The 21474-nt window shown below is 63.6% G+C and carries 26 protein-coding genes; 16 read left to right on the top strand and 10 right to left on the bottom strand.

Annotated features, from left to right (window positions below):
- Positions 1 to 19 precede the first annotated feature (19 nt).
- Positions 20 to 829 (top strand): XRE family transcriptional regulator, encoded by an 810-nt coding sequence (locus ACIPZH_RS07260; protein ID WP_400635723.1) that lies wholly within the window; start codon positions 20 to 22, stop codon positions 827 to 829.
- Positions 830 to 961: 132 nt separating this feature from the next.
- Here ACIPZH_RS07260 and ACIPZH_RS07265 read toward each other — a convergent pair whose 3' ends face one another.
- The gene (locus tag ACIPZH_RS07265) at positions 962 to 1747 is read right to left on the bottom strand and encodes a TSUP family transporter (protein WP_400624774.1); all 786 of its coding nucleotides are present in this window, start codon (positions 1745 to 1747) and stop codon (positions 962 to 964) included.
- Positions 1748 to 2241: 494 nt separating this feature from the next.
- On the opposite strand from ACIPZH_RS07265, the gene ACIPZH_RS07270 reads away from it, so the two are divergent.
- Together ACIPZH_RS07270 and ACIPZH_RS07275 are read left to right on the top strand one after the other, a co-directional pair.
- The gene (locus ACIPZH_RS07270) at positions 2242 to 3126 is read left to right on the top strand and encodes a sugar nucleotide-binding protein (protein ID WP_267820626.1); all 885 of its coding nucleotides are present in this window, start codon (positions 2242 to 2244) and stop codon (positions 3124 to 3126) included.
- Complete coding sequence (locus ACIPZH_RS07275) at positions 3119 to 4051, top strand: NAD-dependent epimerase/dehydratase family protein (protein ID WP_400635724.1); 933 nt, start codon at positions 3119 to 3121, stop codon at positions 4049 to 4051. Before ACIPZH_RS07270 ends, ACIPZH_RS07275 begins: the two co-directional genes overlap by 8 nt.
- A gap of 285 nt (positions 4052 to 4336) precedes the next feature.
- Here ACIPZH_RS07275 and ACIPZH_RS07280 read toward each other — a convergent pair whose 3' ends face one another.
- The 5 genes from ACIPZH_RS07280 to ACIPZH_RS07300 all read right to left on the bottom strand — a co-directional run bounded on the left by ACIPZH_RS07280 (position 4337) and on the right by ACIPZH_RS07300 (position 8221).
- On the bottom strand, positions 4337 to 5020 hold the full coding sequence (locus ACIPZH_RS07280) for an OmpW family protein (RefSeq protein ID WP_241803996.1): 684 nt from the start codon (positions 5018 to 5020) through the stop codon (positions 4337 to 4339).
- Between the two features lie 109 nt (positions 5021 to 5129).
- Positions 5130 to 5645, bottom strand: coding sequence for a DUF3299 domain-containing protein (locus ACIPZH_RS07285; RefSeq protein ID WP_400635726.1), 516 nt, complete (start codon positions 5643 to 5645; stop codon positions 5130 to 5132).
- Positions 5646 to 5654: 9 nt separating this feature from the next.
- Complete coding sequence (locus ACIPZH_RS07290) at positions 5655 to 6920, bottom strand: ABC transporter permease (protein ID WP_400635728.1); 1266 nt, start codon at positions 6918 to 6920, stop codon at positions 5655 to 5657.
- The gene (locus tag ACIPZH_RS07295) at positions 6920 to 7630 is read right to left on the bottom strand and encodes an ABC transporter ATP-binding protein (RefSeq protein WP_241803993.1); all 711 of its coding nucleotides are present in this window, start codon (positions 7628 to 7630) and stop codon (positions 6920 to 6922) included. The genes ACIPZH_RS07290 and ACIPZH_RS07295 overlap by 1 nt, the downstream gene beginning before the upstream one ends.
- Positions 7631 to 8221: a DUF2796 domain-containing protein gene (locus ACIPZH_RS07300; RefSeq protein WP_400635730.1), complete on the bottom strand. Its 591-nt coding sequence runs from the start codon at positions 8219 to 8221 to the stop codon at positions 7631 to 7633.
- 132 nt (positions 8222 to 8353) lie between these two features.
- Between ACIPZH_RS07300 and ACIPZH_RS07305 the strand changes: the two genes are divergently transcribed.
- On the top strand, positions 8354 to 8698 hold the full coding sequence (locus tag ACIPZH_RS07305) for a hypothetical protein (RefSeq protein ID WP_400624785.1): 345 nt from the start codon (positions 8354 to 8356) through the stop codon (positions 8696 to 8698).
- Positions 8699 to 8755: 57 nt separating this feature from the next.
- Here the strand turns inward: ACIPZH_RS07305 and trxA are convergent, their stop codons facing one another.
- The 3 genes from trxA to ACIPZH_RS07320 are packed head-to-tail and all read right to left on the bottom strand — an operon-like array spanning position 8756 to position 10772.
- Entirely contained in the window at positions 8756 to 9628 is an 873-nt protein-coding gene (gene trxA, locus ACIPZH_RS07310; RefSeq protein ID WP_400635732.1) for a thioredoxin, read from the bottom strand.
- A 31-nt stretch (positions 9629 to 9659) separates the two neighbouring features.
- Complete coding sequence (locus ACIPZH_RS07315; RefSeq protein WP_400635734.1) at positions 9660 to 10319, bottom strand: class I SAM-dependent methyltransferase; 660 nt, start codon at positions 10317 to 10319, stop codon at positions 9660 to 9662.
- Complete coding sequence (locus ACIPZH_RS07320; RefSeq protein WP_267820639.1) at positions 10320 to 10772, bottom strand: YbaY family lipoprotein; 453 nt, start codon at positions 10770 to 10772, stop codon at positions 10320 to 10322.
- 106 nt (positions 10773 to 10878) lie between these two features.
- Here ACIPZH_RS07320 and nrdR point away from each other — a divergent pair, with 106 nt between their 5' ends.
- The 12 genes from nrdR (at position 10879) to ACIPZH_RS07380 (ending at position 19577) form a co-directional block, all read left to right on the top strand.
- Positions 10879 to 11343, top strand: coding sequence for a transcriptional regulator NrdR (nrdR, locus tag ACIPZH_RS07325; protein WP_008092351.1), 465 nt, complete (start codon positions 10879 to 10881; stop codon positions 11341 to 11343).
- Positions 11344 to 11345: 2 nt separating this feature from the next.
- Positions 11346 to 12476, top strand: a complete 1131-nt coding sequence (gene ribD / locus ACIPZH_RS07330) for a bifunctional diaminohydroxyphosphoribosylaminopyrimidine deaminase/5-amino-6-(5-phosphoribosylamino)uracil reductase RibD (RefSeq protein ID WP_400635736.1) — start codon at positions 11346 to 11348, stop codon at positions 12474 to 12476.
- A 42-nt stretch (positions 12477 to 12518) separates the two neighbouring features.
- Positions 12519 to 13184, top strand: a complete 666-nt coding sequence (locus tag ACIPZH_RS07335) for a riboflavin synthase (RefSeq protein WP_400624794.1) — start codon at positions 12519 to 12521, stop codon at positions 13182 to 13184.
- A gap of 18 nt (positions 13185 to 13202) precedes the next feature.
- Complete coding sequence (gene ribBA, locus ACIPZH_RS07340; RefSeq protein ID WP_241803985.1) at positions 13203 to 14294, top strand: bifunctional 3,4-dihydroxy-2-butanone-4-phosphate synthase/GTP cyclohydrolase II; 1092 nt, start codon at positions 13203 to 13205, stop codon at positions 14292 to 14294.
- Between the two features lie 91 nt (positions 14295 to 14385).
- The gene (gene ribE / locus ACIPZH_RS07345) at positions 14386 to 14862 is read left to right on the top strand and encodes a 6,7-dimethyl-8-ribityllumazine synthase (protein WP_008092356.1); all 477 of its coding nucleotides are present in this window, start codon (positions 14386 to 14388) and stop codon (positions 14860 to 14862) included.
- Complete coding sequence (gene nusB / locus ACIPZH_RS07350) at positions 14859 to 15359, top strand: transcription antitermination factor NusB (RefSeq protein ID WP_400635738.1); 501 nt, start codon at positions 14859 to 14861, stop codon at positions 15357 to 15359. The genes ribE and nusB overlap by 4 nt, the downstream gene beginning before the upstream one ends.
- Positions 15360 to 15377: 18 nt before the next feature.
- On the top strand, positions 15378 to 16337 hold the full coding sequence (gene thiL / locus ACIPZH_RS07355) for a thiamine-phosphate kinase (RefSeq protein ID WP_241803984.1): 960 nt from the start codon (positions 15378 to 15380) through the stop codon (positions 16335 to 16337).
- Positions 16334 to 16837: a phosphatidylglycerophosphatase A gene (locus tag ACIPZH_RS07360; RefSeq protein WP_241803983.1), complete on the top strand. Its 504-nt coding sequence runs from the start codon at positions 16334 to 16336 to the stop codon at positions 16835 to 16837. Before thiL ends, ACIPZH_RS07360 begins: the two co-directional genes overlap by 4 nt.
- Before the next feature lie 16 nt (positions 16838 to 16853).
- Complete coding sequence (locus tag ACIPZH_RS07365; RefSeq protein ID WP_400624798.1) at positions 16854 to 17597, top strand: substrate-binding periplasmic protein; 744 nt, start codon at positions 16854 to 16856, stop codon at positions 17595 to 17597.
- A 134-nt stretch (positions 17598 to 17731) separates the two neighbouring features.
- Positions 17732 to 18349: a GTP cyclohydrolase II gene (gene ribA, locus ACIPZH_RS07370; RefSeq protein WP_241803981.1), complete on the top strand. Its 618-nt coding sequence runs from the start codon at positions 17732 to 17734 to the stop codon at positions 18347 to 18349.
- A complete protein-coding gene (locus tag ACIPZH_RS07375) occupies positions 18346 to 18765 on the top strand; it encodes an MFS transporter (RefSeq protein ID WP_241803980.1) in 420 nt (139 codons plus the stop codon). The genes ribA and ACIPZH_RS07375 overlap by 4 nt, the downstream gene beginning before the upstream one ends.
- Entirely contained in the window at positions 18765 to 19577 is an 813-nt protein-coding gene (locus tag ACIPZH_RS07380; RefSeq protein WP_400635740.1) for a cobalamin-binding protein, read from the top strand. The genes ACIPZH_RS07375 and ACIPZH_RS07380 overlap by 1 nt, the downstream gene beginning before the upstream one ends.
- On the opposite strand, the gene ACIPZH_RS07385 is transcribed toward ACIPZH_RS07380, so the two are convergent.
- Complete coding sequence (locus tag ACIPZH_RS07385) at positions 19555 to 21429, bottom strand: TonB-dependent receptor domain-containing protein (protein WP_400635742.1); 1875 nt, start codon at positions 21427 to 21429, stop codon at positions 19555 to 19557. The genes ACIPZH_RS07380 and ACIPZH_RS07385 overlap by 23 nt on opposite strands.
- Positions 21430 to 21474: the final 45 nt, after the last annotated feature.

Genomic DNA, 21474 nt, shown 5'->3' on the forward strand with positions numbered 1-21474 from the left:
GTCACCCTGGATTCCTAAAATGAGCGATCATTTCGCTAGCAATCTCAAATTGGCCTGCAGCCACTACCGCTCTATCTCCGAAGTTTGCCGCCAGCTGTCGATCAACCGCGCGCAGTTCAACAAGTACCTGAGCGGGCAGAGCCGTCCGACAGCGTTCAATCTCAAACGCATCGGTGATTTCTTCGGTGTCGAGGATTACGAGCTGAATTTGCCACCCGAGCAGTTCGCCCGCTTGATCGGCGCCCGGGTATCGGCTTTGGCCGACCAGCCCTGCGACCCGATCAGCGAGCTGTTCCGCCCGCTGCACGAGCACGCCGGCAACCTGTCGCGCTATTGCGGCTACTACTTCGAGTACTCCAACTGCATGTCGGTACCCGGCACGATCCTGGTGTCGCTGGTGCACCTGCGCGAGGAGCGCGGCCGCTTCCTGTTCGAACGCCAGGAGCGCCAGGAGCGCTCAAGCGCTACTGACCTGCATGCCGAGGTGCGTTGCCGCTACCTGGGCGCGGCGTTTCAGCTGCAGGACCGGATGTTTCTCATCGACTACGAGTCGCTGACCCTGAACGAGATGAGCCAGACCATCCTCATCCCCAGCTTCAAAAGCCGCATCACCCGCTTGAATGGCCTGAAGACCGGCGTCTCCAGCGGCGACCGGCGCAACCCGGCCTGCACCCGCGTGGTGTGGGAGTACCTGGGTGAGGAGATCAATCGCATCAATGCCTACCGGCAGGTGAAGCTGTATCGACCGGATGATCCGCGCATCGATGACGATGTGCGTGAGCGGTTGAGTGTGGGCCCGCTCAGTAACGGGTTGTTCGAAATCGAATAGATGAGCGCTTGTACAGGTATTGCCGCCGGTGACCTCTGAGAAGTAAATGGCCAGTTGGTGGGCCAACTTTGCCGGGGCCGCACCGGTTGGGAAGGGGCCGGACTCCCGGCTCATTGCCAGTTCAATGAAGGCTCAAAGTTGTCGCAACCACTCCCCAACCGGATGCCCCTCGCTGAGTAGCAGCTTCAACGACATCAGGCAGCAAATAGTGATCAGCAATGGCTTGATCAGCCGTGGCCCGAAGTACAGTGCACAACGTGCGCCGAGTTGCGCACCGACAATGGCGCAAACTGCCATGGCCAGTGCCAGGGGCCAGATGATTGCGCCGCTGAAAGCAAACACCGAAAGGGCGCCGAGGTTGCAGGATGCATTGAGCAATTTGCTGCTGCAGATCGCCTGCATCAGGTGTTGCCCCAAGAGTAACGTGAAGGCGACCATGAAAAATGACCCCGTGCCTGGCCCGAATATACCGTCGTAGAACCCAATGACTGGAGCAACTGCCAGCGTGAAGACCAGATACGAGACCCTTTGCCTGCGCGCCTTGGTATCAAGCTTGGGGCTGAGCGCGAAATAGAGGGCCACTGTAATCAGCAAGATGGGTACAACTGATTCCAGGAGGGCTTTGTCGAGCATGCTGATCGACAATGCGCCTGTAGCGCCACCGACGAACGACAAAGCGGCCATGGACCAGCCAGTTCGCCATTCGATCATTCGCTTGCGCGCGAACGCCCATACGGCTGAAACACTGGCTGAAGAGGCCTGAAATTTATTGGTAGCCATTGCCGCCACCGGATCGACACCTGCGATGAAAAAGGCCGGCAACGTGAGTAACCCTCCGCCTCCTGCTATCGCATCAAAAAAACCGGCGAGCAATGCGATCGAGGCCAGCGGTAAGAGTAATGAAACTTCAATCTCCATTTATATCTCCCCCGCTTTAGCCGCGTACGAGCAGTGGATCTTGTTGTAAAGTCACTGGCCTTGCATCCGTTGAATACCCGAATACTCGAACCAGCAATCTTCGGTTGTCCTTGAAAATGTCGCGAGCATGAGGTGCCTGGCTATTGTTGATCAATAGTGCGGAGTCAGGGCTTGGTAAGAAGTTGATGCTGGCTGGCAGTTTGTTGAGTGTGAGGTTGAGGATCTGAGATCTGGACTTTGAGTTTAACCCTGTCATTGTTATTTCTTTGTATGTAGGGGAAGGTGGAACTTGTTTTTAGGGTGCTGACTATCTAACTCGATATTTTTTACCGCGGATGTAGGGCCGCGCTCTTGTGATTCGTGGGGAATGTCCGTTGCTATGGTAGGAATCGTCTTACGCAGGCAGTGCTGTCAGCCTCAGGGTTGGACTTCCCCGCCTGGAAACCGCAAAATGACGCCTTTCCCTCATCAACCTGTTCGGATCTGCTGACTCTATGCGTATGCGCCTGATGCTGTTGGGTGGTGGCAATGCCCTTGGGCAAGCGCTGATTCGTCTCGGGGCCGAGGAGGACATCGCATTTCTGGCGCCGCGCCCGCCGGAAGACGGCTGGACGCCGGCCAGCCTGACTCAGCTGCTCGACGATCATCGCCCCGACGCCTTGGTCAACCTGGCGTACTACTTCGACTGGTTCCAGGCCGAGTCGGTCAGCGAACAGCGCCTGGCTCAGCAGGAGCGGGCGGTGGAGCGGCTGGCGGAGCTGTGCCAGCACCACCAGATCACCCTGGTGCAGCCTTCCAGCTACCGGGTGTTCGATGGCTCGCGTGCTACAGCCTATAGCGAAAAGGATGAGCCGGTGCCGTTGGGCCTGCGTGGTCAGGCGTTATGGCGCATCGAGCAGAGCGTGCGTGCGGCGTGCCCGCAGCATGTGTTGCTGCGCTTTGGCTGGCTGCTGGACGAGAGCATCGACGGTGCCTTGGGCCGCTTCCTGACCCGCGCCGAGCAGCCACAGGAACTGCTGCTGGCCGATGACCGTCGCGGTAACCCGACGCCGGTCGACGATGCCGCACGGGTGATCCTGTCGGTGCTCAAGCAGCTCGATTGCACCGCGCCGCTGTGGGGCACATACCACTACGCCGGTAACGAGGCGACCACGCCGCTGGCGCTGGGCCAGGCGATCCTGGCCGAGGCCGGGCAGCACCGCCAGCTGGCCGTGCAGGCGCCGACCGCGCAGGCCCATGCCGCCCGCCCGGATGCCAGTGAAGAACCACAGAACGCAGTGCTGGCCTGCAAGAAAATCCTTCATACCTTCGGCATCAAGCCGCGTGCCTGGCGCGCCGGCCTGCCGCCTTTACTGGACCGATTCTACCGCCATGGCTGACGCCCCCATCCTGATCACCGGCGGTGCCGGCTTCATTGGCTCCCACCTGTGCGATGCGTTGCTGGCTAAAGGCTACGCGGTGCGTGTGCTCGACGACCTGTCCACTGGCAAGCGCGACAACCTGCAACTGGGCAACCCGCGCCTCGAGCTGGTCGAAGGCGATGTTGCCGATGCCGCACTGGTTCAGCGCGCCGCGACCGGTTGCAGCGCAGTGGTCCACTTGGCTGCGGTGGCTTCGGTGCAGGCCTCGGTCGAAGACCCGGTAAAGACCCACCAGAGCAATTTCATCGGCACCCTGAATATCTGTGAGGCCATGCGCCTGCAGGGTGTGCGCCGGGTGCTGTTCGCCTCCAGCGCGGCCGTGTATGGCAACAACGGCGAAGGCCAGTCGATTGCCGAGGAGACGCCCAAGGCGCCGCTGACCCCCTATGCGGTGGACAAGCTGGCCAGTGAGCAGTACCTGGACTTCTACCGTCGCCAGCATGGGCTGGAGCCGGTGGTGTTCCGCTTCTTCAACATCTTCGGGCCGCGCCAGGACCCATCCTCGCCGTACTCCGGGGTGATCAGCATCTTCAGCGAGCGAGCGAGCCAGGGGTTGCCGATCACCGTGTTTGGCGACGGCGAGCAGACCCGCGATTTCCTTTATGTCGGCGATCTGGTGCAGGTGATGGTGCAAGCGCTGGAAATGGCGCAGGTGGAAGAGGGCGCGGTGAACATCGGTCTGAACCAGGCAACCTCGCTCAACCAGTTGCTCAAGGCACTGGAAACGGTGGTGGGCAGCCTGCCGGCGATCAGCCATGGCCCCGCGCGCTCGGGTGATATCCGCCATTCGCGCGCGGATAACCAGCGCTTGCTGGCCCGGTTCGACTTCCCGCAGCCGACCTCGATGGAAGAAGGCCTGGCTCGTTTGCTCGGCAAGGCCTGACTCTGGGGGCTTTGAGGCCCATCGCCGGCTAGCCGGCTTCCACAGGGCTGGGGCAGTTCTTGTGGCTTGCGCCGTATCTGTGGAAGTTGACTTGCTAGCGCGCTCGGGCGCTGGAGTTCCGGCGTCTGTGCCGGCCCTATCGCCGGCAAGCCGGCTCCCAGGGCTGGCAGTTCTTGAGGCTTGCGCGGTACCGGTGGGAGCCGGCTTGCCGGCGATGGGCTGCGTAGCAGCCCTGATAACGCTAACTGACTGCCATCAAGCCTTGACCGGCTTGCACCGCAGTGGTCAGAACTTGTAGCCAAGGCCGACCATGTAGACCCATGGGTCGACTTCCACGTTGACCTTGGTCTTGCTGTAGCCCAGCGCGCTCGGGCCGTCGACGCTGGCCTTGGTGTCGATATCGACGTACCACACCGAGGCGTTGACCAGCAGGTTGTCCGTGAGCATGTAGTCCATGCCCAGTTGGCCGGCGATACCGACCGAGTCCTGCAGCTCGAGGTTGCTGAAGCCTTGTTGCTTGCGCTCGCTGCTCAGGTCTTCGTCGAAGAACAGGGTGTAGTTGATACCGATGCCAGCGTAGGGCTGGAAGCGCGAGTTGGGCGCCATCGGGTAGTACTGCAGCGACAGGGTCGGTGGCAGCTGCTTGATGTCGGCCAGCTTGCCGTCCAGGCCGCCGCCCAGGCCTTTGACACCAACGGTGTGCTGGAACGGCGTGGCGGCCAGCAGTTCGAGGCCGATGTGGTCGGTGAGCATGTAGGCGAAGGTCAGCCCCAGCTGGGTGTCGCTGTCCAGTGTCGCCTTGGTGCCCGACACCTTGTTGCCGTCGAACTTCAGGTCGCCGCTGCTTTCGTTCGGCGCGGTGGTGATCGCGCCTGCACGAAGGATCATGTCTCCCGCCTGGTAGGCGTGGGCGGCAGGGGCGGCGAGCGCAAGGGCCACAAGTGAGGCGCCGAGCAAGGACTTGTTCATGGAAGCTCCGAAAGGACGTGAGTAATCGAGTTGTCCAATGGTACGGAGCCGTCTAAACGTAATGTTTGACCCAGCTCAAAGAACTGCATTCATGAATTAGAAACAGTTCTCACTTCAGCTCATAAGCGTATATTTTCTCGGCGTCCATCTGGTAACCGGCGTCGGCCAGCTCGCTGCTGGAGGCTTTGACATGCAGCTTTCCTTCGATCCAGTAAGGCTGGTACAGGTCTTCGACGCGTACCCCCATTTCGCTGAAAATATGCACAATCTGGTTGGAAGGCGGTGGCGGAACATGGATGCAGGCGCCGTAGTAGGGCACTAACAGGAACTCGGTAGTGCGACCTTCTTCGCTGACCTCCAGCGGCACGATATAGCCGGGAAGTTTGATTTGCTGGCCGTCCAGTTCCTGCACCACCGGCGCATCGGGCGCTTGCTGGCGCGCCGCTGGGGCTGATTCCGCGGACAGGGCATTGCTCAGCTGCGACATGTCGTGCAGTGGGGCCAGCTGCGGCGGGATGATCGGCGCGCCTTCGGGGATCAGTGCAGGCCAATCGAGTTCGCGGGGCTCGGCCGCCCAGGTGGGGGCGGCGAGCATCAGTAGGGATAACAACAGCGCGCGAAGCATGGCGTTTTCTCAAAGGTGAATCGACAGGCCATCGGCCAGCGACTGCCGATAGGCGCGCCAGGCCGGCACGCTGCCCATCAGCAGCGCTGCGCCGAGGATGATAGCAAGCAGCGTCCACTCGTGGGTGCTGGGCCAGGCCAGCGGCAGGTACAGGCCGTAATTGGCCTGAACGTAGCCTTGGGCCAGCGCGATGCCGGCATACAGCAGGCCTAGCCCGGCAACGATACCCGCACTGGCCAGCGCCAGCGCTTCAAGCACCAGCAACCCGGCAATGTGCCAAGGCCGGGCGCCCACCGAGCGCAGAATCGCCATCTCCCGGCGACGTTCGTTGAGGCTGGTGAGAATCGCCGTGAGCATGCCGATCAAACCGGTCAGTACGACAAACAGCGAGACCACGAACAAGGCTTGTTCGGCCGTGCCCATCAGGCTCCACAGCTCCTGCAGCGCTACCCCGGGCAAGATCGCCAGCAGCGGCTCGCTGCGGTATTCATTGATCTCGCGCTGCAGGCTGAAGGTGGCGATCTTGCTGTTCAGGCCCAGCATGAACGCGGTGATGGCGGTCGGCTGCAAGTCCATGGTTCGGGCCTGCTCGGCGCTGATGCGCCCGGCGCCACGTGCAGGCACGCCGTTATGCCAGTCGATATGGATCGCTTCCATCCCCGCCAGGCTGATGTGCAGTGTGCGGTCGACCGGCGTGCCGGTGCGTTTCAGCACGCCGACCACGGTGAACGGCTTGTCGTCATGCTTGACCAGGCTTATCGCCGCCACGCCGTGAGCCAGCACCAGCTTGTCGCCAAGCCTGTAGTGCAGGGCCTCGGCCACCTCGGCGCCCAGCACCACCTCGAATGGATCACTGGCAAACTCACGCCCCTGGCTCAGCTCCAGATGCTGCCGGCGACCATACTGGTAATGGCTGAAGTACTCACCGGTGGTGCCCATCACCCGATACCCGCGGTGCGAGTCGCCCAAGGAAATAGGGATCGCCCACTTCACCCGTGGATCCTGGGCGTAATGCTGGTAACTGTCCCAACGGATATTGTTGGTGGCATTGCCAATGCGGAATACGGAATACAGCAGCAGGTTTACCGAGCCCGAGCGGGCGCCAACGATCAGGTCGGTGCCGCTGATGGTGCTGGCGAAACTGGCACGGGCTTCGGTGCGCACGCGCTCGACCGCCAGCAGCAGGCACACCGACAAGGCGATGGCGAAGGCGGTGAGGAACGCGGTGAAACGGCGATTGGCCAGGCTGGCCAGGGCAAGGCGAAGCAGGTACATCAGGCCTCCCGGGGCTTGGCTGCGCGGTTCAGCTCGGCCAGTGACAGATGACGGTCGAACAGCGGTGCAAGGCTCTGGTCATGGCTGACGAACAGCAGGCTGGCGCCGGCAGCACGGCATTCATCGAACAGCAGGCGGATGAACGCTTCCCGGGTGTCGGCATCCAGTGCCGAGGTGGGTTCGTCGGCGATGACCAGCTCGGGTTGGCCGATCAATGCACGGGCCGCGGCGACCCGTTGTTGCTGGCCAATCGATAGGCTGTCGGCGCGGCGGGCAAGCAGTGCGGGCTCGTCCAGGCCGAGGTGGGCCAGCAGTGCGCTGGCCGCCTGGTGGACACTGCCATGACGCTGCTCGGCCCGAGCCTTGCGGCTGCTGGAGAAGCGACATGGCAGTTCGACGTTTTCCCGTACCGAAAGGAATGGCAGCAGGTTGAACTGCTGGAAGATATAGCCGGTGTGATCGACCCGAAAGCGGTCGCGAGCGCTCTGGCCCAAGCCGCCGAGATCCTGGCCGAGCAACTGGATGCGGCCCTGGGCCGGCACGTTCACCCCGCCCAACAGCCCCAGTAGCGTGGTCTTGCCACTGCCGCTGGGGCCCTTGAGGAACAGGGCTTCGCCTGCTTCCAGACGAAACGCGGGGATATCCAGCAATGGCGGCTGCCCTGGCCAGGCAAACACCAGGTCTTGCAGCGCGATCAGCGGCAGGCTCATTCAGAACCGAACCACGGCATTGGCAGGCGAGGTTTCCAGGCCTTTCTGGCCGTTCGGGCCGATCAGCTGCACATTGATTTTTTGCGTAGCAGGGAAGGCCTTGAACAGCGGTGCGAGGTCGAGCTCAGCGATTTTCTCCGGGGCGGAGCATTTGAGCTGATAGTGCGCTTCGATATCGCTGTGCTGGTGGCCATGCTCATGCTCATGCTCATGGTCATCACCGTCGTCATCTTTTGCCGCATCACCGAACAGTGGGCTCTCCAGTTCCTGAGCCTCTTCCGTGCAGCCAGCAGCCGCTGGCAGACCAAACAGCTTCAGGGGTTGCTCGAGCTGTTGGCGCACTGCGGCGACCTTGGCTTTGTCGGCGTCGCTGCTGGCACTGTGTTCAAAGCCCACGAGGTTCATTGCCGGGCTGTCGAGCTCCAGCTCGAGGGTGTTGCCGTCGAGTACCACGTTGAGCTTGGCCACCCCGTGCTCATGCGCGCCGAGCGTGCCGTGGGCGTGATCATGGTCATGGTCGTGTTCGTCGTGGGCATGAGCCACGGCCAGGGGCAGCAGGGCGAAGGGCAGGGCGAGCAGCAGGCGACGCATGGACGACTCCAGAAGTGGGCTGGGAATGAATTGGTGATGTTATAACAGCTTCTATCTGTGCCGCCAGCCTGCGTTCTGCAGGTTTCATGTTGTTGTAGCATGGGGGCATTGGAGCGCTTGAAGGAATGCATCGTGAGAATTCGGGGACAGATTGGGGACTGGCCGGTGGACCTGACCATCGAACTGGAGCCCGCGGAGTGGGCGCAGTTGGGGCGGCAGCTTGAGGTGCCTGTGGCGGCCGACGCCACGCCGCAGGCCATGGCGGCAGCGCCGCGCCAGGATGACGGGCAGTGGACGGCCGCCCGCGAGGTGCTTCGTAAGGCGGGGCAGATGAACGGGCCTGAATTGCTGGACCGGTTGGAAGGGCTGGCGGGCAGTACGGCGGCGGGTAAGCGGCTGTTGGTGCGGTTGCGCCACAGCAGTGAGGTGAAGGTGGAAAGTGGCGCGGATGCGCCGGTGTATCACTGGATCGGTTGAGGCGATTGCCCTGTGCGGCCGCGCAAGCGAGGGCATAGCCCTCGCCTGTTGTGCGAATCAGAACATGGCCGAAGACAGCCTGCGGCGGTAAACCGCGACCAACGGATGGTCGCCACCGAGCAAGTCGAACACCTGCAGCATCGCCTTCTGCGGCAAGCCGTTTTCATAGGCGCGGTTACGCTGGAACAGTTTCAGCAGTCCATCCAGCGCCGCTTCATACTGCTGGCGTGCCAACTGCTGGATGCACAGTTGGTAGGCCGCCTCATCATCCTGGGGGTTCTGCGCCAGGCGGCTTTTCAGGTCGGCGACTTCCGGCAGGCTGGCGGCCTGGCGCAGGAAGGTCAGCTGCGCTTTGGCCCCGGCCAGGGCAGCCTTGTGCTCATCGGTCGTGACCGCGTCCAGCACGACCTGCGCTTCGCCCAGCTCGCCGCGCTCGGCCAGGCAGCGGGCATACAGGATCAGCGCCTCGGCATTGCTGTTGTCTTCCCCCAGCAGCGCCTGCAGCAGTGCCTCAGCTTCGGCGAAACGGCTCTCGGCGAACAAGGCTTTGGCCTGTTCCAAGGGGGATGCTGCCGGCGCGGCAGGCATCTGCACATGCGGCTCAAGCATGGCGCGGATCGCTGACTCCGGCTGCGCGCCGGCAAAGCCGTCGACTGGCTGGCCATCCTTGAACAGCACCACCGTGGGCAGGCTGCGAATGCCGAACTGGGCAACGACTTGCTGCTCAACGTCGCAGTTGATCTTGGCCAGCAGCAGCTCGCCCTGATAACCCTCGGCGATCTTCGCCAGCAGTGGCATCAGCGCCTTGCAGGGCGCGCACCACTCTGCCCAGAAGTCCACGAGGACCGGCTTGTGAAAGGAATTCTCGATCACCAGTTGCTGGAAGTTGGCGTCGGTGGCATCGAAGATAAACGGTGTTTCCTGGCTCATCGTGACTCTCGCAAATCCGTGAATGGCACCACTATAAAGGCTCGCGGCTGGCGTGGTACAGGCTGACCCGGCGGAATTCGTGCGGCTCGGCCAGGTCCGGGAGGGTCAGTGCTTCAAGCACGCCCAGCTGCTGGTAAAGCGGGTGGCTGAAGTCGCGTACTCGGGAATCGGCCACCAGGGCCTGACGGCCACGGCCGAGGAAGGCATCCAGCAGCGGCAGATTGGCGCGGTCGTAGAGCACATCCGCAACCAGAATCAGGTCGAAGCGGTCGTCTTCGGCAAAGAAGTCGTTGCTGTAGCTGAGCTCGACCCCGTTCAGCTCGGCGTTGGCGCGGCTGGCATCGAGTGCCAGCGGGTCGAGATCGCAGGCCACCACTTCCGATGCGCCGGCGCGCGCCGCGGCAATGCCGGCGATACCGGAACCGGCGCCGAAGTCCAGCACGCGCTTGCCGGCCACCCACTGCGGGTGCGCTGCCAGGTAACGGGCCATGGCCAGGCCGCTGGCCCAGCAAAAGCTCCAGTACGGAGGGTCTTCGAGAATGCGCCGGGTTTCTTCGCTGCTGAAGGCGCGGTCCATGTTCTGATCGTCGATCAACCAGAGTTTGAGCGCGCACCCCGGCAGTTCAGTGACGACCAGCCGCGCTTCGCCGATCAGGCCGCTGAGGGCCTGTTGCAGGGCAAACGGCGCCACCTAAGGCGCCTTTTTGAAACGCAGCGGGCCAGTGGCCTGAGTCTGGGCCTGGGTGATGCGCACGGGCGGCAGGTGCATGATCAGTTGGCCCGATTGGCTGGCGCGCCCACGCAGCTCGACCCGACCGCCGGCCGGGAAGACCTCGGGGTTGAAGCGCAGGCGGTAGGGCAGCGCCTGGCCGGTGCCGGTCAGGGTACTGCTGGCCAGAAGCTGTTGCGGCCGGTCGCGCTCGTCGATGACCAGCAAGGCCAGTTCCACGTCGGCACCGCGGGGGATTTCCAGCAAGGTACCGCTCAGTTCGCGTTGATAGGCGGGCAGCGGGCCCAGCGGTTCGGCCTTTTTCGCCACCTTGGCGGGCGCAGGTGCCGGGGCTGGCTCGGTCTTCGGCCGGTCGCTGCCACAGGCGGCGAGCAGGGCGGCGCAGCCCAGCACGACGAGCGCTCGATAATGCATGGGGTAATCCTTCAGGGGCAGATTTACCTTGGATGTTAACCCCTTTGGCTTGTCTTGCCAGTGGGATGCGCTACCATGGCCCTCCCTTTTTTTGTTGCCTGCCACCATGCACTGTCCCTTTTGCGGTGCCAACGACACCAAGGTCATCGACTCGCGCCTGGTCGCCGAGGGCGAACAAGTGCGCCGCCGTCGCGAATGCGTGGCCTGCGGCGAGCGTTTCACCACCTTCGAAACCGCCGAGTTGGTATTGCCCCGGCTGATCAAGCAGGACGGCACACGCCAGCCTTTCGACGAAGAAAAGCTGCGTGCCGGCATGCAGCGTGCGTTGGAGAAACGCCCGGTCAGCGTCGAACGCCTCGAGGCGGCCCTGGCGCATATCAAGAGCCGCCTGCGGGCTACGGGTGAGCGCGAGGTCAAGTCGCTGGTGGTGGGTGAGCTGGTGATGGCCGAATTGCGCAAGCTCGATGAAGTGGCCTACATCCGCTTCGCTTCGGTGTACCGGCGCTTCCAGGACCTCGATGAGTTCCGTGAAGAAATCGACCGCCTGGCCCGCGAGCCGGCTAAAGAGTGAGCATGCCGAGCCAGACCGCGATCCTCGACGCCCATTACATGGCCCGTGCCCTGGAGCTTGCCCGCAAGGGTATCTACACCACTCACCCCAACCCGCGTGTGGGTTGTGTGATCGTCCGTGACGGTGAAGTGGTGGGTGAGGGGTGGCATGTGCGTGCCGGTGAACCCCATGCCGAAGTGCATGCCCTGCGCCAGGCCGGTGAGCGTGCCCGCGGTGCCTGTGCATACGTGACGCTGGAGCCGTGCAGCCACCATGGCCGCACCCCACCGTGTGCCGAGGCGCTGGTACAGGCAGGCGTGGCGCGGGTGGTGGCAGCCATGCAGGACCCCAACCCGCAAGTCGCCGGGCAGGGCCTGCGCCGCCTGGCCGAAGCAGGCATCGAAGTCGCCAGCGGCGTGCTCGAAGCCCAGGCCCGTGCCCTGAACCCCGGGTTCCTCAAGCGCATGGAGCACGGCTTGCCGTTCGTGCGGGCCAAGCTGGCCATGAGCCTGGATGGCCGCACCGCCATGGCCAGCGGCGAAAGCCAATGGATCACCGGGCCTGCCGCCCGCTCTGCGGTGCAGCGCCTGCGCGCCCGTGCCAGTGTGGTGCTGACCAGCGCCGCCAGCGTGCTGGCCGACAACGCACGGATGACCGTGCGCGCTGCCGAGCTGGGCCTGGACCCCGACACCACCGCGCTGGCGCTCAGCCGCCCCCCCTTGCGCGTACTGATCGATGGCCGCCTGCGCCTGCCACTGGACGCGCCGTTCTTCCAGGCCGGCCCTGCGCTGGTGGTAACCGCCCTGGGTGACGACCCGCGTTACGCCCAGGCGGGCCATGAGCTGCTCAGCCTGCCGGGCAGCAATGGCCAGGTCGACCTGCTCGCCTTGATGCAAACGCTGGCTGCGCGGGGCGTCAACGACATCCTGCTGGAAGCTGGCCCTGGCCTGGTCGGCGCTTTTGCCCAACGTGGCCTGATCGACGAGTACCAGCTGTTCGTCGCCGGCACTTTCCTTGGCTCCCAGGCCCGCCCGTTGCTGGACTGGCCCCTGTCGAAGATGAGCGAAGCGCCACGGCTGAAAATCACCGAAATGCGTGCAGTGGGCGATGACTGGCGGGTCACGGCCATCCCTCTGCCGGCGCCCGGCGTATAATGTCGGGCTTGCCCCGCGCAACCCGTTTTTGAGGAAGACCCCATGTTCACCGGCATCATCGAATCCATCGGCACCATCCGCAGCCTGACCCCAAAGGGCGGTGACGTGCGCGTCTACGTCGAGACCGGCAAGCTCGACCTGGGTGACGTCAAGCTCGGCGACAGCATCGCCGTCAACGGTGTGTGCCTGACCGCCGTTGAGCTGCCAGGTGATGGTTTCTGGGCCGACGTCAGCGTCGAAACCCTCAAGCGCACCGCTTTCATCGACTTCAAGAGTGGCAGCAAGGTCAACCTGGAGAAGGCCCTGACCCCGACCACCCGCTTGGGCGGCCACCTGGTCAGCGGCCACGTCGACGGTGTCGGTGAAATCATCTCGCGCAGCGATAGCGCTCGCGCCATCCAGTTCCGCGTGCGTGCACCCAAGGAACTGGCCAAGTACATCGCCCACAAGGGTTCGATCACCGTCGACGGCACCAGCCTGACGGTCAACGAGGTCAATGGCGCCGAGTTCGAGCTGACCATCGTCCCGCACACCCTGTCCGAAACCATCATGGCCGACTACCGCGCAGGGCGTCGGGTAAACCTTGAGGTCGATTTGCTGGCCCGTTACCTGGAGCGCTTGCTGCTGGGCGACAAGGCTGCCGAACCGAGCAAGGGCAGTGGCATTACCGAAAGCTTCCTGGCCGCCAACGGCTTCTTGAAATCCTGATTGAGAAGGGGGTGCCGCGTGGCGCTCAACAGCATCGAAGAACTGGTCGAAGACATCCGCCAGGGCAAAATGGTCATCCTCATGGATGACGAAGACCGTGAAAACGAAGGCGACATCATCATGGCGGCCGAGTGCTGCCTGCCTGAGCACATCAACTTCATGGCCAAGCACGCCCGTGGCCTGATCTGCATGCCGATGACCCGCGAACGTTGCGAAACGCTCAAGCTGCCGCTGATGGCACCGCGCAACGGTTCAGGCTTCGGTACCAAGTTCACCGTTTCGATCGAAGCGGCCGAAGGCGTTACCACCGGCATCTCGGCGGCCGACCGCGCGCGCACCGTGCAGGCCGCAGCCGCCAAGGATGCCAAGGCCGAAGACATCGTCAGCCCGGGCCACATTTTCCCGCTGATGGCGCAGCCTGGCGGTACCCTGGCAAGGGCCGGCCACACCGAGGCCGCCTGCGACCTGGCGCGCATGGCCGGTTTCGAGCCTAGCGGCGTGATCTGTGAGGTGATGAACGATGACGGCACCATGTCGCGTCGCGCCGAACTCGAAGTGTTCGCCGCCGAGCATGGCCTGAAGATCGGCACCATCGCTGACCTGATCCACTACCGCATGATCCACGAGCGCACCGTGCAGCGCGTTTCCGAGCAGCTGATCGAAAGTGAGCTGGGTGAGTTCAACCTGGTCACCTACCGCGACGCAGTGGAAGGCGATGTGCACATGGCCCTGACCCTGGGCAAGGTCTGCGCCGAAGAACCGACCCTGGTGCGTGTGCACAACATGGACCCGCTGCGCGACCTGCTGCTGGTCAAGCAGCCTGGCCGCTGGAGCCTTCGCGCCGCCATGGCCGCAGTTGCCGAGGCCGGTAGCGGCGTGGTGCTGTTGCTGGGCCACCCGCTGGATGGCGACGTGCTGCTGGCGCATATCCGCGAAAGCGCAGGCGATGCACCGACCAAGGCACCGACCACCTACAGCACCGTGGGTGCCGGTTCGCAGATCCTGCGTGACCTTGGCGTGCGCAAGATGCGCCTGATGAGTTCGCCGATGAAATTCAATGCGATATCCGGATTCGATCTGGAAGTTGTAGAATACGTGCCCTCCGAGTGACTTGAGGCGGCGCCTGCGCCCTCACGCTCGAGTCCAAACCCTCCCGAGGCCGCCAGTGCGCGGCCTCGCTCTTGAAGATGAGAACATCGGAATGACCCTGAAGACCATCGAAGGTACCTTCATTGCCCCCAAAGGTCGCTATGCTTTGGTGGTTGGCCGCTTCAACAGCTTCGTCGTAGAAAGCCTGGTAAGCGGTGCCGTTGATGCCCTGGTACGCCACGGTGTCAGCGAAAGCGACATCACCATCATTCGTGCCCCTGGCGCGTTCGAAATCCCGCTGGTTGCCCAGAAGGTCGCCCAGCAAGGTGAATACGACGCGATCATCGCCCTGGGTGCAGTGATCCGTGGCGGTACCCCGCACTTCGAATACGTGGCGGGCGAATGCACCAAGGGCCTGGCCCAGGTGTCCATGGAGTTCGGTGTGCCGGTGGCCTTCGGTGTCCTGACCGTCGACTCCATCGAGCAAGCCATCGAGCGTTCCGGCACCAAGGCCGGTAACAAAGGTGCTGAAGCTGCCCTGTCCGCTCTGGAAATGGTCAGCCTGCTGGCGCAGTTGGAGGCCAAGTGATTAGCGACGAAAGCGATCGTTTCAACCCGCGCGATCCCAAACCTGCGGATGCCGGCAAGCCATCGAAGAGCGCCAAGCGCCGCGAAGCCCGCAAGCTCGCGACCCAGGCCCTGTACCAATGGCACATGGCTCAACATTCGCTGAACGAGATCGAAGCGCAGTTCCGGGTCGATAACGATTTTACCGATGTCGATGGCGCCTATTTCCGCGAGATCCTGCATGGGGTCCCGGCAATCAAGAACGAAATCGACAGCGCGCTGAAACCGTGCATGGACATCGCCCTGGAAGAGCTCGACCCGGTCGAACTGGCCGTATTGCGCCTGTCCACCTGGGAGTTCATCAAGCGCGTCGATGTACCGTATCGCGTGGTGATCAACGAAGGCGTAGAGCTGGCCAAGGTCTTCGGCGCCACTGACGGCCACAAGTTCGTCAACGGCGTGCTGGACAAGCTGGCACCTTCGCTGCGCGAAGCAGAAGTCAAGGCGAACAAGCGCTGATCCTGGCGCTGTCGAGCCATGGGTGAGTTCGAGCTGATCAACCATTACTTCGCCGCCGCGCCCTGTGCGCAGGGCGGTGAGGGCGTGGCACTGGGCATTGGCGACGACTGCGCCTTGCTCGAGCTTGCCCCGGGCGAGCAGTTGGCGGTGTCTACCGACACCCTGGTTGCCGGGGTGCACTTCCCGACGGTCTGTGACCCGCGTCTGCTCGGGCAGCGCTCACTGGCCGTGGCGGCCAGCGACCTTGCAGCCATGGGCGCCAATGCCATCGGCTTCACCCTTGCCCTCACCCTGCCCGACGTTGGCCCCGACTGGCTTGCCGCCTTTGCCGACGGGCTCAGCCGCATGGCCCAGCGTTGCCGCATGAGCCTGATCGGTGGCGACACCACGCGCGGCCCTTTGAGCATCACTGTCACGGTTTTCGGCAGCGTCCCGGCTGGGCAGGCCCTGTGCCGCAGCGGTGCCCGGCCGGGTGACCTGCTGTGTGTGGGTGGCGTGTTGGGCAAGGCAGCCGGTGCGCTACCGTTGGTGCTGGGCGAGCGAGAGGCACCTGCCGAGCAGAGCGAGCCCCTGCTGGCCCACTACTGGTCGCCGCTGCCTCAATTGGGGCTGGGCCGTCGCTTGCGCGGGCGAGCGACGGCGGCGCTGGATATTTCCGACGGCCTGCTCGCCGATTGCGGGCATATCGCCAAGGCCTCCGGCGTCGCCCTTGAGGTGAACCTGGCGCAGGTGCCAGTGTCTCCTGCACTAGAGGCCTTTCTCGGGCACGATGCGGCGGTGCACGCGGCGCTCACCGGTGGCGACGACTACGTATTGGCGTTCACCCTGCCGCCTGAGGCGCTTTCATCCCTGGCGGACGCCGGCATACATGTCATCGGCCGGGTGCTCCAAGGGCAGGGTGTGACCCTGCGTGACCGCCAAGGCCAGGACATCACCCCCGTACAGCGGGGCTATCAACACTTTAGGGAGACACCGTGACCGACCACCCCAACCAGGTGCCTGCGGAGTTCGTTCCGCCCTCGGTCTGGCGCAACCCATGGCACTTCATCGCGTTCGGCTTCGGTTCGGGCACGCTGCCCAAGGCGCCCGGTACCTGGGGCTCGATGGTGGCCATTCCGTTCATCCCTCTGTGGCAGATGCTGCCCGATTGGGGGTACTGGCTGCTGCTGGGCATCACCATGCTGTTCGGTTTCTGGCTGTGCGGTAAAGTCGCCAATGACTTGCGCGTGCACGACCATGAAGGCATTGTCTGGGATGAAATGGTCGGCATGTGGATCACCCTCTGGCTGGTGCCGGAAGGGTGGCAGTGGATTCTGGCGGGGTTCCTGATGTTCCGCTTCTTCGACATCCTCAAGCCATGGCCGATTCGCTGGATCGACCGTCATGTGCACGGCGGTGTCGGTATCATGCTCGATGATGTCCTGGCTGGGGCGTTCGCCTGGTTGGGTATGCAGGTTCTGGTGTGGGCGGTTGGCTGAGACAGGGAGCGCTTTGATGGCCATTCGGACTGTGCTGCTGGCAATACTGCTCTGCTGTGCCCATGGGGCGCTGGCAGCCGAAGGCGTACCGAAACAGGTCCATCTGGTCAGTGAAGAGTGGCTGGATTACACCAATGCCGATGGTACCGGCGTGGCCTGGGATGTCTTGCGCAAGGTGTTCGAGCCTGCCGGCGTCAAGGTCGTGGCAAAAAGTGCCCCTTACAGCCGGGCCGTCGGGCTGGTCAAACGCGGCGAGGCCGATGCCTGGGTCGGTTCCTACAAGGATGAGAACGAGGACAACCTCTACCCGCGCTGGCACTTCGACATGGACCACATCTATGCGCTGGGGCTTGCCAGCAAGCCGGTGCCGACCTTGGACACCGTGGGTCAGTATCGCCTGGCCTGGGTGCGTGGCTACGACTACGGCAGCTACCTGCCGAACGTGAAGGCGGCGCGTGAGATCCAGCGGCGCGAAGGCATCCTGCCAATGCTTGAACATGATCGCGTGGACTTCTACATCGATGCGCTGACCGAGGTTGACTACGTTCTTGGCCAAACCTCCCAGCCAGAGCGGTTCCGTCGCACCCATGTCGCCGAACTGCCGTTGTACCTGGCCTTTGCCCGCAACGAACACGGCAAGGCCCTGAGTGAGCTGTTCGACCGACGCATGGCTGAACTGGTACGCAGCGGCGAGTTGAAGCCTATCTTCCAGCACTGGAAGCAGCCGTATCCCTTTACTGCCGACAGCAAGCCCCAATAGCACCCAGGGCTGTCACAGGCTAACCGAATATCGAACTTTTCGATCTTAACCCACGGTATTCAGCCAGCGCACAGGCGCTGACCTGCTGATACAATCGCTGCACGAGAATTTTCCTACTTATCCAGGAGCACAACGTGCCCGTCGTCTTTGTTGCCGCCTCTAAACTCCCGACTCCCTTCGCGACTTTCACCATGCATGGTTTCCTCGACGAAGCCACCGGCCGTGAGCACGTGGTGCTCAGCCTGGGTGACATCGCCGACGGTGAGCCGGTGTTGGGGCGCCTGCATTCCGAGTGCCTGACTGGCGATGCCCTGTTCAGCCAGCGTTGCGACTGTGGCTCGCAGCTGGAAGCGGCCCTGCAGGCCATTGCCCGTGAAGGCCGTGGCGTGCTGCTGTACCTGCGTCAGGAGGGCCGTGGCATTGGCCTGCTGAACAAGATCCGCGCCTATGAGCTGCAGGACGGCGGTGCCGACACTGTAGAGGCCAACGAGCGCTTGGGCTTCGCTGCCGACCAGCGTGATTACGCGATCTGCCTGCCGATGCTCGAGCACCTGGGCGTGAAATCGCTGCGCCTGATGACCAACAACCCGCGCAAGGTCAAGGCGCTGACCGATATGAGCATCAAGGTTGCCGAGCGTGTGCCACTGCATACCGGGCATAACCCGCACAACCGCTACTACCTGGCGACCAAGGCCGACAAGCTTGGCCACATGCTGGGTAACGAACACCAGGGTGAGGTTCCCCAGGCGTGACCCGCAGCGAGGTGAAGCGGCGCCTGGCGCTGGCCTGGTGGCAATACCTGGCGGTCGGCCTGGTGCCGCTGCCGGTGATGGCCTGGGCCTTTGGCGGTGGCGATGCGCTGATCCCGGTGCTGGCCATGCCGCTGTTCATCGCCGGTGCGGCAACCATGTTCCTCAGCCTGCCGCGTTTTGGCGCCTACAAGCGTGCCTTGATCGCCACTTCCAAGTCACTTGGCACGGCTGAAGAGCCGGCCGCCTGGATCGAGCTGGCTCGGGTGCGGCGCATGGCCATGCTGTTCGCCTGCTTCCCTGCCTGGGTCGCCGCACTGTCGGTGCTGGTAGGGCTCGAAGCAGTGCCGCAAATCCTTCTGGCGTTATCCACCGTGGTGGTGCTTTACCTCTACCGCATCCCGCGTCAGCTGGGGTGATGCGGGGCCTGCTCTGCCTGCTGGCGCTGCTGGCCTGCACTGTCCAGGCTGGCGAGCCCCTGCGCGTGGTGAGCCTTGCCCCATCGATGAGCGAAATCATGCTCGAGCTGCAGGCCGACGACCTGCTGGTGGGCGTGCTCGACGGCGGCGAGCGCCCGGCGGCGCTGCGTAACCTGCCTTCGGTGGGGCGCCAGGGGCAACTGGACATGGAACGCCTGCTCAGCCTCAGGCCCGACCTGCTGTTGCTCTGGCCCGGCAGCGTGGCAGCGGCCCAGCGCGACCAGCTCACGCGCCTGGGTATCGCCACCTTCAGTGCTGAACCTCACGACCTTGAGCAACTGCTCGAACAGATCGAGGCCATTGCCGTGCGTGTAGGGCGGGCAGAACAGGGGCGGCAGTATGTGGGCGGCCTGCGTGAACGCTTGCAGCACCTGCGTCAGCACTATCGGCGTGAACAGCCGCTACGGGTGTTCTATCAGGTCTGGGACCGGCCCCTGTACACCTTGGGTGGGCGACAGGTGGTGAGTGATGCCTTGGCGGTGTGTGGGGCGCGCAATATCTTTGCCGACCTGAGCCAGCCGGCACCGCAAGTGAATGTGGAATCAGTGCTGCTGCGCGATCCGCAGGTGATCCTGGCTGGCGACCAGGGGCAGTTGGCGAGCTGGAAGGCTTGGCCAGGTTTGAGCGCTGTGGCCGATGGCCGTCTGCTGGTGGTGCCAGACAAGGGCCTGGAGCGGCCCAGCGGGCAGATGATCGAAGCCACCGCCCGCTTGTGTGCGCTGCTCGAAGCTAAAGCGCCGGCGTCCAGGTGACGCTGAACAGTGCCGTGCGGCCCTCTTCGCGGTAGCCGTAGCTGGCGCCGTCGTAGCTATACAGCGCACGGCTGTAGCCCTTGTCCAGCACGTTATCCAGCTTGATTTCCAGCTTGAGCTCGTCGGTCGCTGCCCAGCTGCCGCGCAGGCCCAGCAGGCCATAGCCGCCGAGGCGGTTGCGGTTGGCCTCATCGTCGTAACTGGCGCTGACAGCCTGCCAGCTGCCCCCTACCGTGAAGCGCTCGAATTGACGGTCCAGGTCCAGGCTCAAGGTGCGCCGTGCGCGGCGGGCGAGGGTGTGGCCGCTGTCGCGATCACGCGGATCGATCAATGCCAGGCCCAGCTGGCTGCGCCATTCGCCCCACTGTTGCTCCAACGCCATTTCCACGCCGTTGATGCGCGCCGAGGCGACATTACGCGGGATCGAGTCCTGGCCAAAGATAATCGCATCACGCAGGTCAGTACGGTACAGCGACGTTTCCAGGCGGCTGTCGCGGCTGAGCTGGCTGCGCCATTGCAGCTCGTAGCTTCTGGAGTGCTCCGGGTCCAGCTGCGGGTTGCTGTACTGTGGGTAGTACAGGTCGTTGAAGGTCGGGGCCCGAAAGCCTTCGCTGTAAGACAGCAGCACATCGTTGTGGGTATTCAGCGGCACGGTAAGGCTACCGCTCCACGTGGTCTGGCCGCCAAACTGCTGGTTCTGGTCGCGGCGCACGCCCAGTTCGGTAGACAGGTGCTCGCCGTGGAAGCGATGCTGGATGAAGGCGGCGCGGTTCCAGCGGCTGTCTTCACTGAAATCGGTGCTGGCGTGCACGCGGTCTTCGTACCAGTCGCCACCGATCAACAGGTTCTGCCGCTCGCTCAGGGACAGGTCGTTCTGCCAAGTGACCTGATCGCGATAGGTGTTGAACACCGAGCGCTCATCACTGAGTTTGTCGCGCTTGTCGTCGCGATTTTCGCTATGGCCCAGCTCCAGGCGCGAATGCCACAGGTCATTGAGCTGAGCGTCGAAGTACGTGCCCAAGCTGCTGACGCTGAATTCGGTGTAGGGCTTTTGCCCGAAGCTTTCGAAGGTGACCGGGTCGAAGCCGCCGAATGGATTGTCGTACTCGCTGCGGCCTCGGCTGTCGAGCAGGTTCAAGCCGGCTTCGAAACGTTCGCCAAACGTGTGGCTCAGGCTCAGGTTGAACGACGTGTTGCGGTAGGCGTCATGATCGCCGTCGCTGGCGAAGGATGGGCCGGTCGAGTCGATGCCTGCCGTTTCGTCCAGGCTGGCGCCCAGGTTGAACCGGGTCGCGCCGTCGCCGCCGGACAGGCCCAGGCTGCGTTGCCAGGTCTGGTCGGTGCCTGCCGCCATGCGCAGGCGCGGCTGCAGGCCCTGGCCGTTGCTGCGGCGGGTGAAGATCTGAATCACGCCGCCGATGGCATCGCTGCCGTAGATCGCCGAGCGTGAGCCGCGCAGTACTTCGACACGTTCGATCTGGTCGACGTCGATAAACTGCAGGCCGCTGTCGCCGGAGGTGGCATTGGCGATACGCACACCGTCGACCAGTACCAGGCTCTGCGCGGTTTTGGTGCCGCGGATGAAAATACCCGGCAGGCTGCCACGGCCACCGGTGGGCGCGACTTGCACGCCGGGCACGCGGGCGAGCAGGTCGGTGACACTGGTCGGTTGCAGGCGGTCGATGTCGCTGCGGGTGAAGACGGTATTGGCTGCGCTGGTGGCGGTGCGTGATTCGGCCTGGCGGTTGGCGCTGATCAGCATGTCGGGGAGCTTCAGGGCGTCGTCGCGTTCGGCGGCCAGCAGCTGGACCGGAAGACAGAGCAGGGTAGCGGTAAGGGTTGGGATTTTCATTGGCATTACCATAGCAATCGCCGGCAAGCCGGCTGCCACGCGTAC

The sequence above is a fragment of the Pseudomonas sp. NPDC089758 genome (assembly GCF_044748705.1).
GTDB lineage: Bacteria > Pseudomonadota > Gammaproteobacteria > Pseudomonadales > Pseudomonadaceae > Aquipseudomonas > Aquipseudomonas putida_X.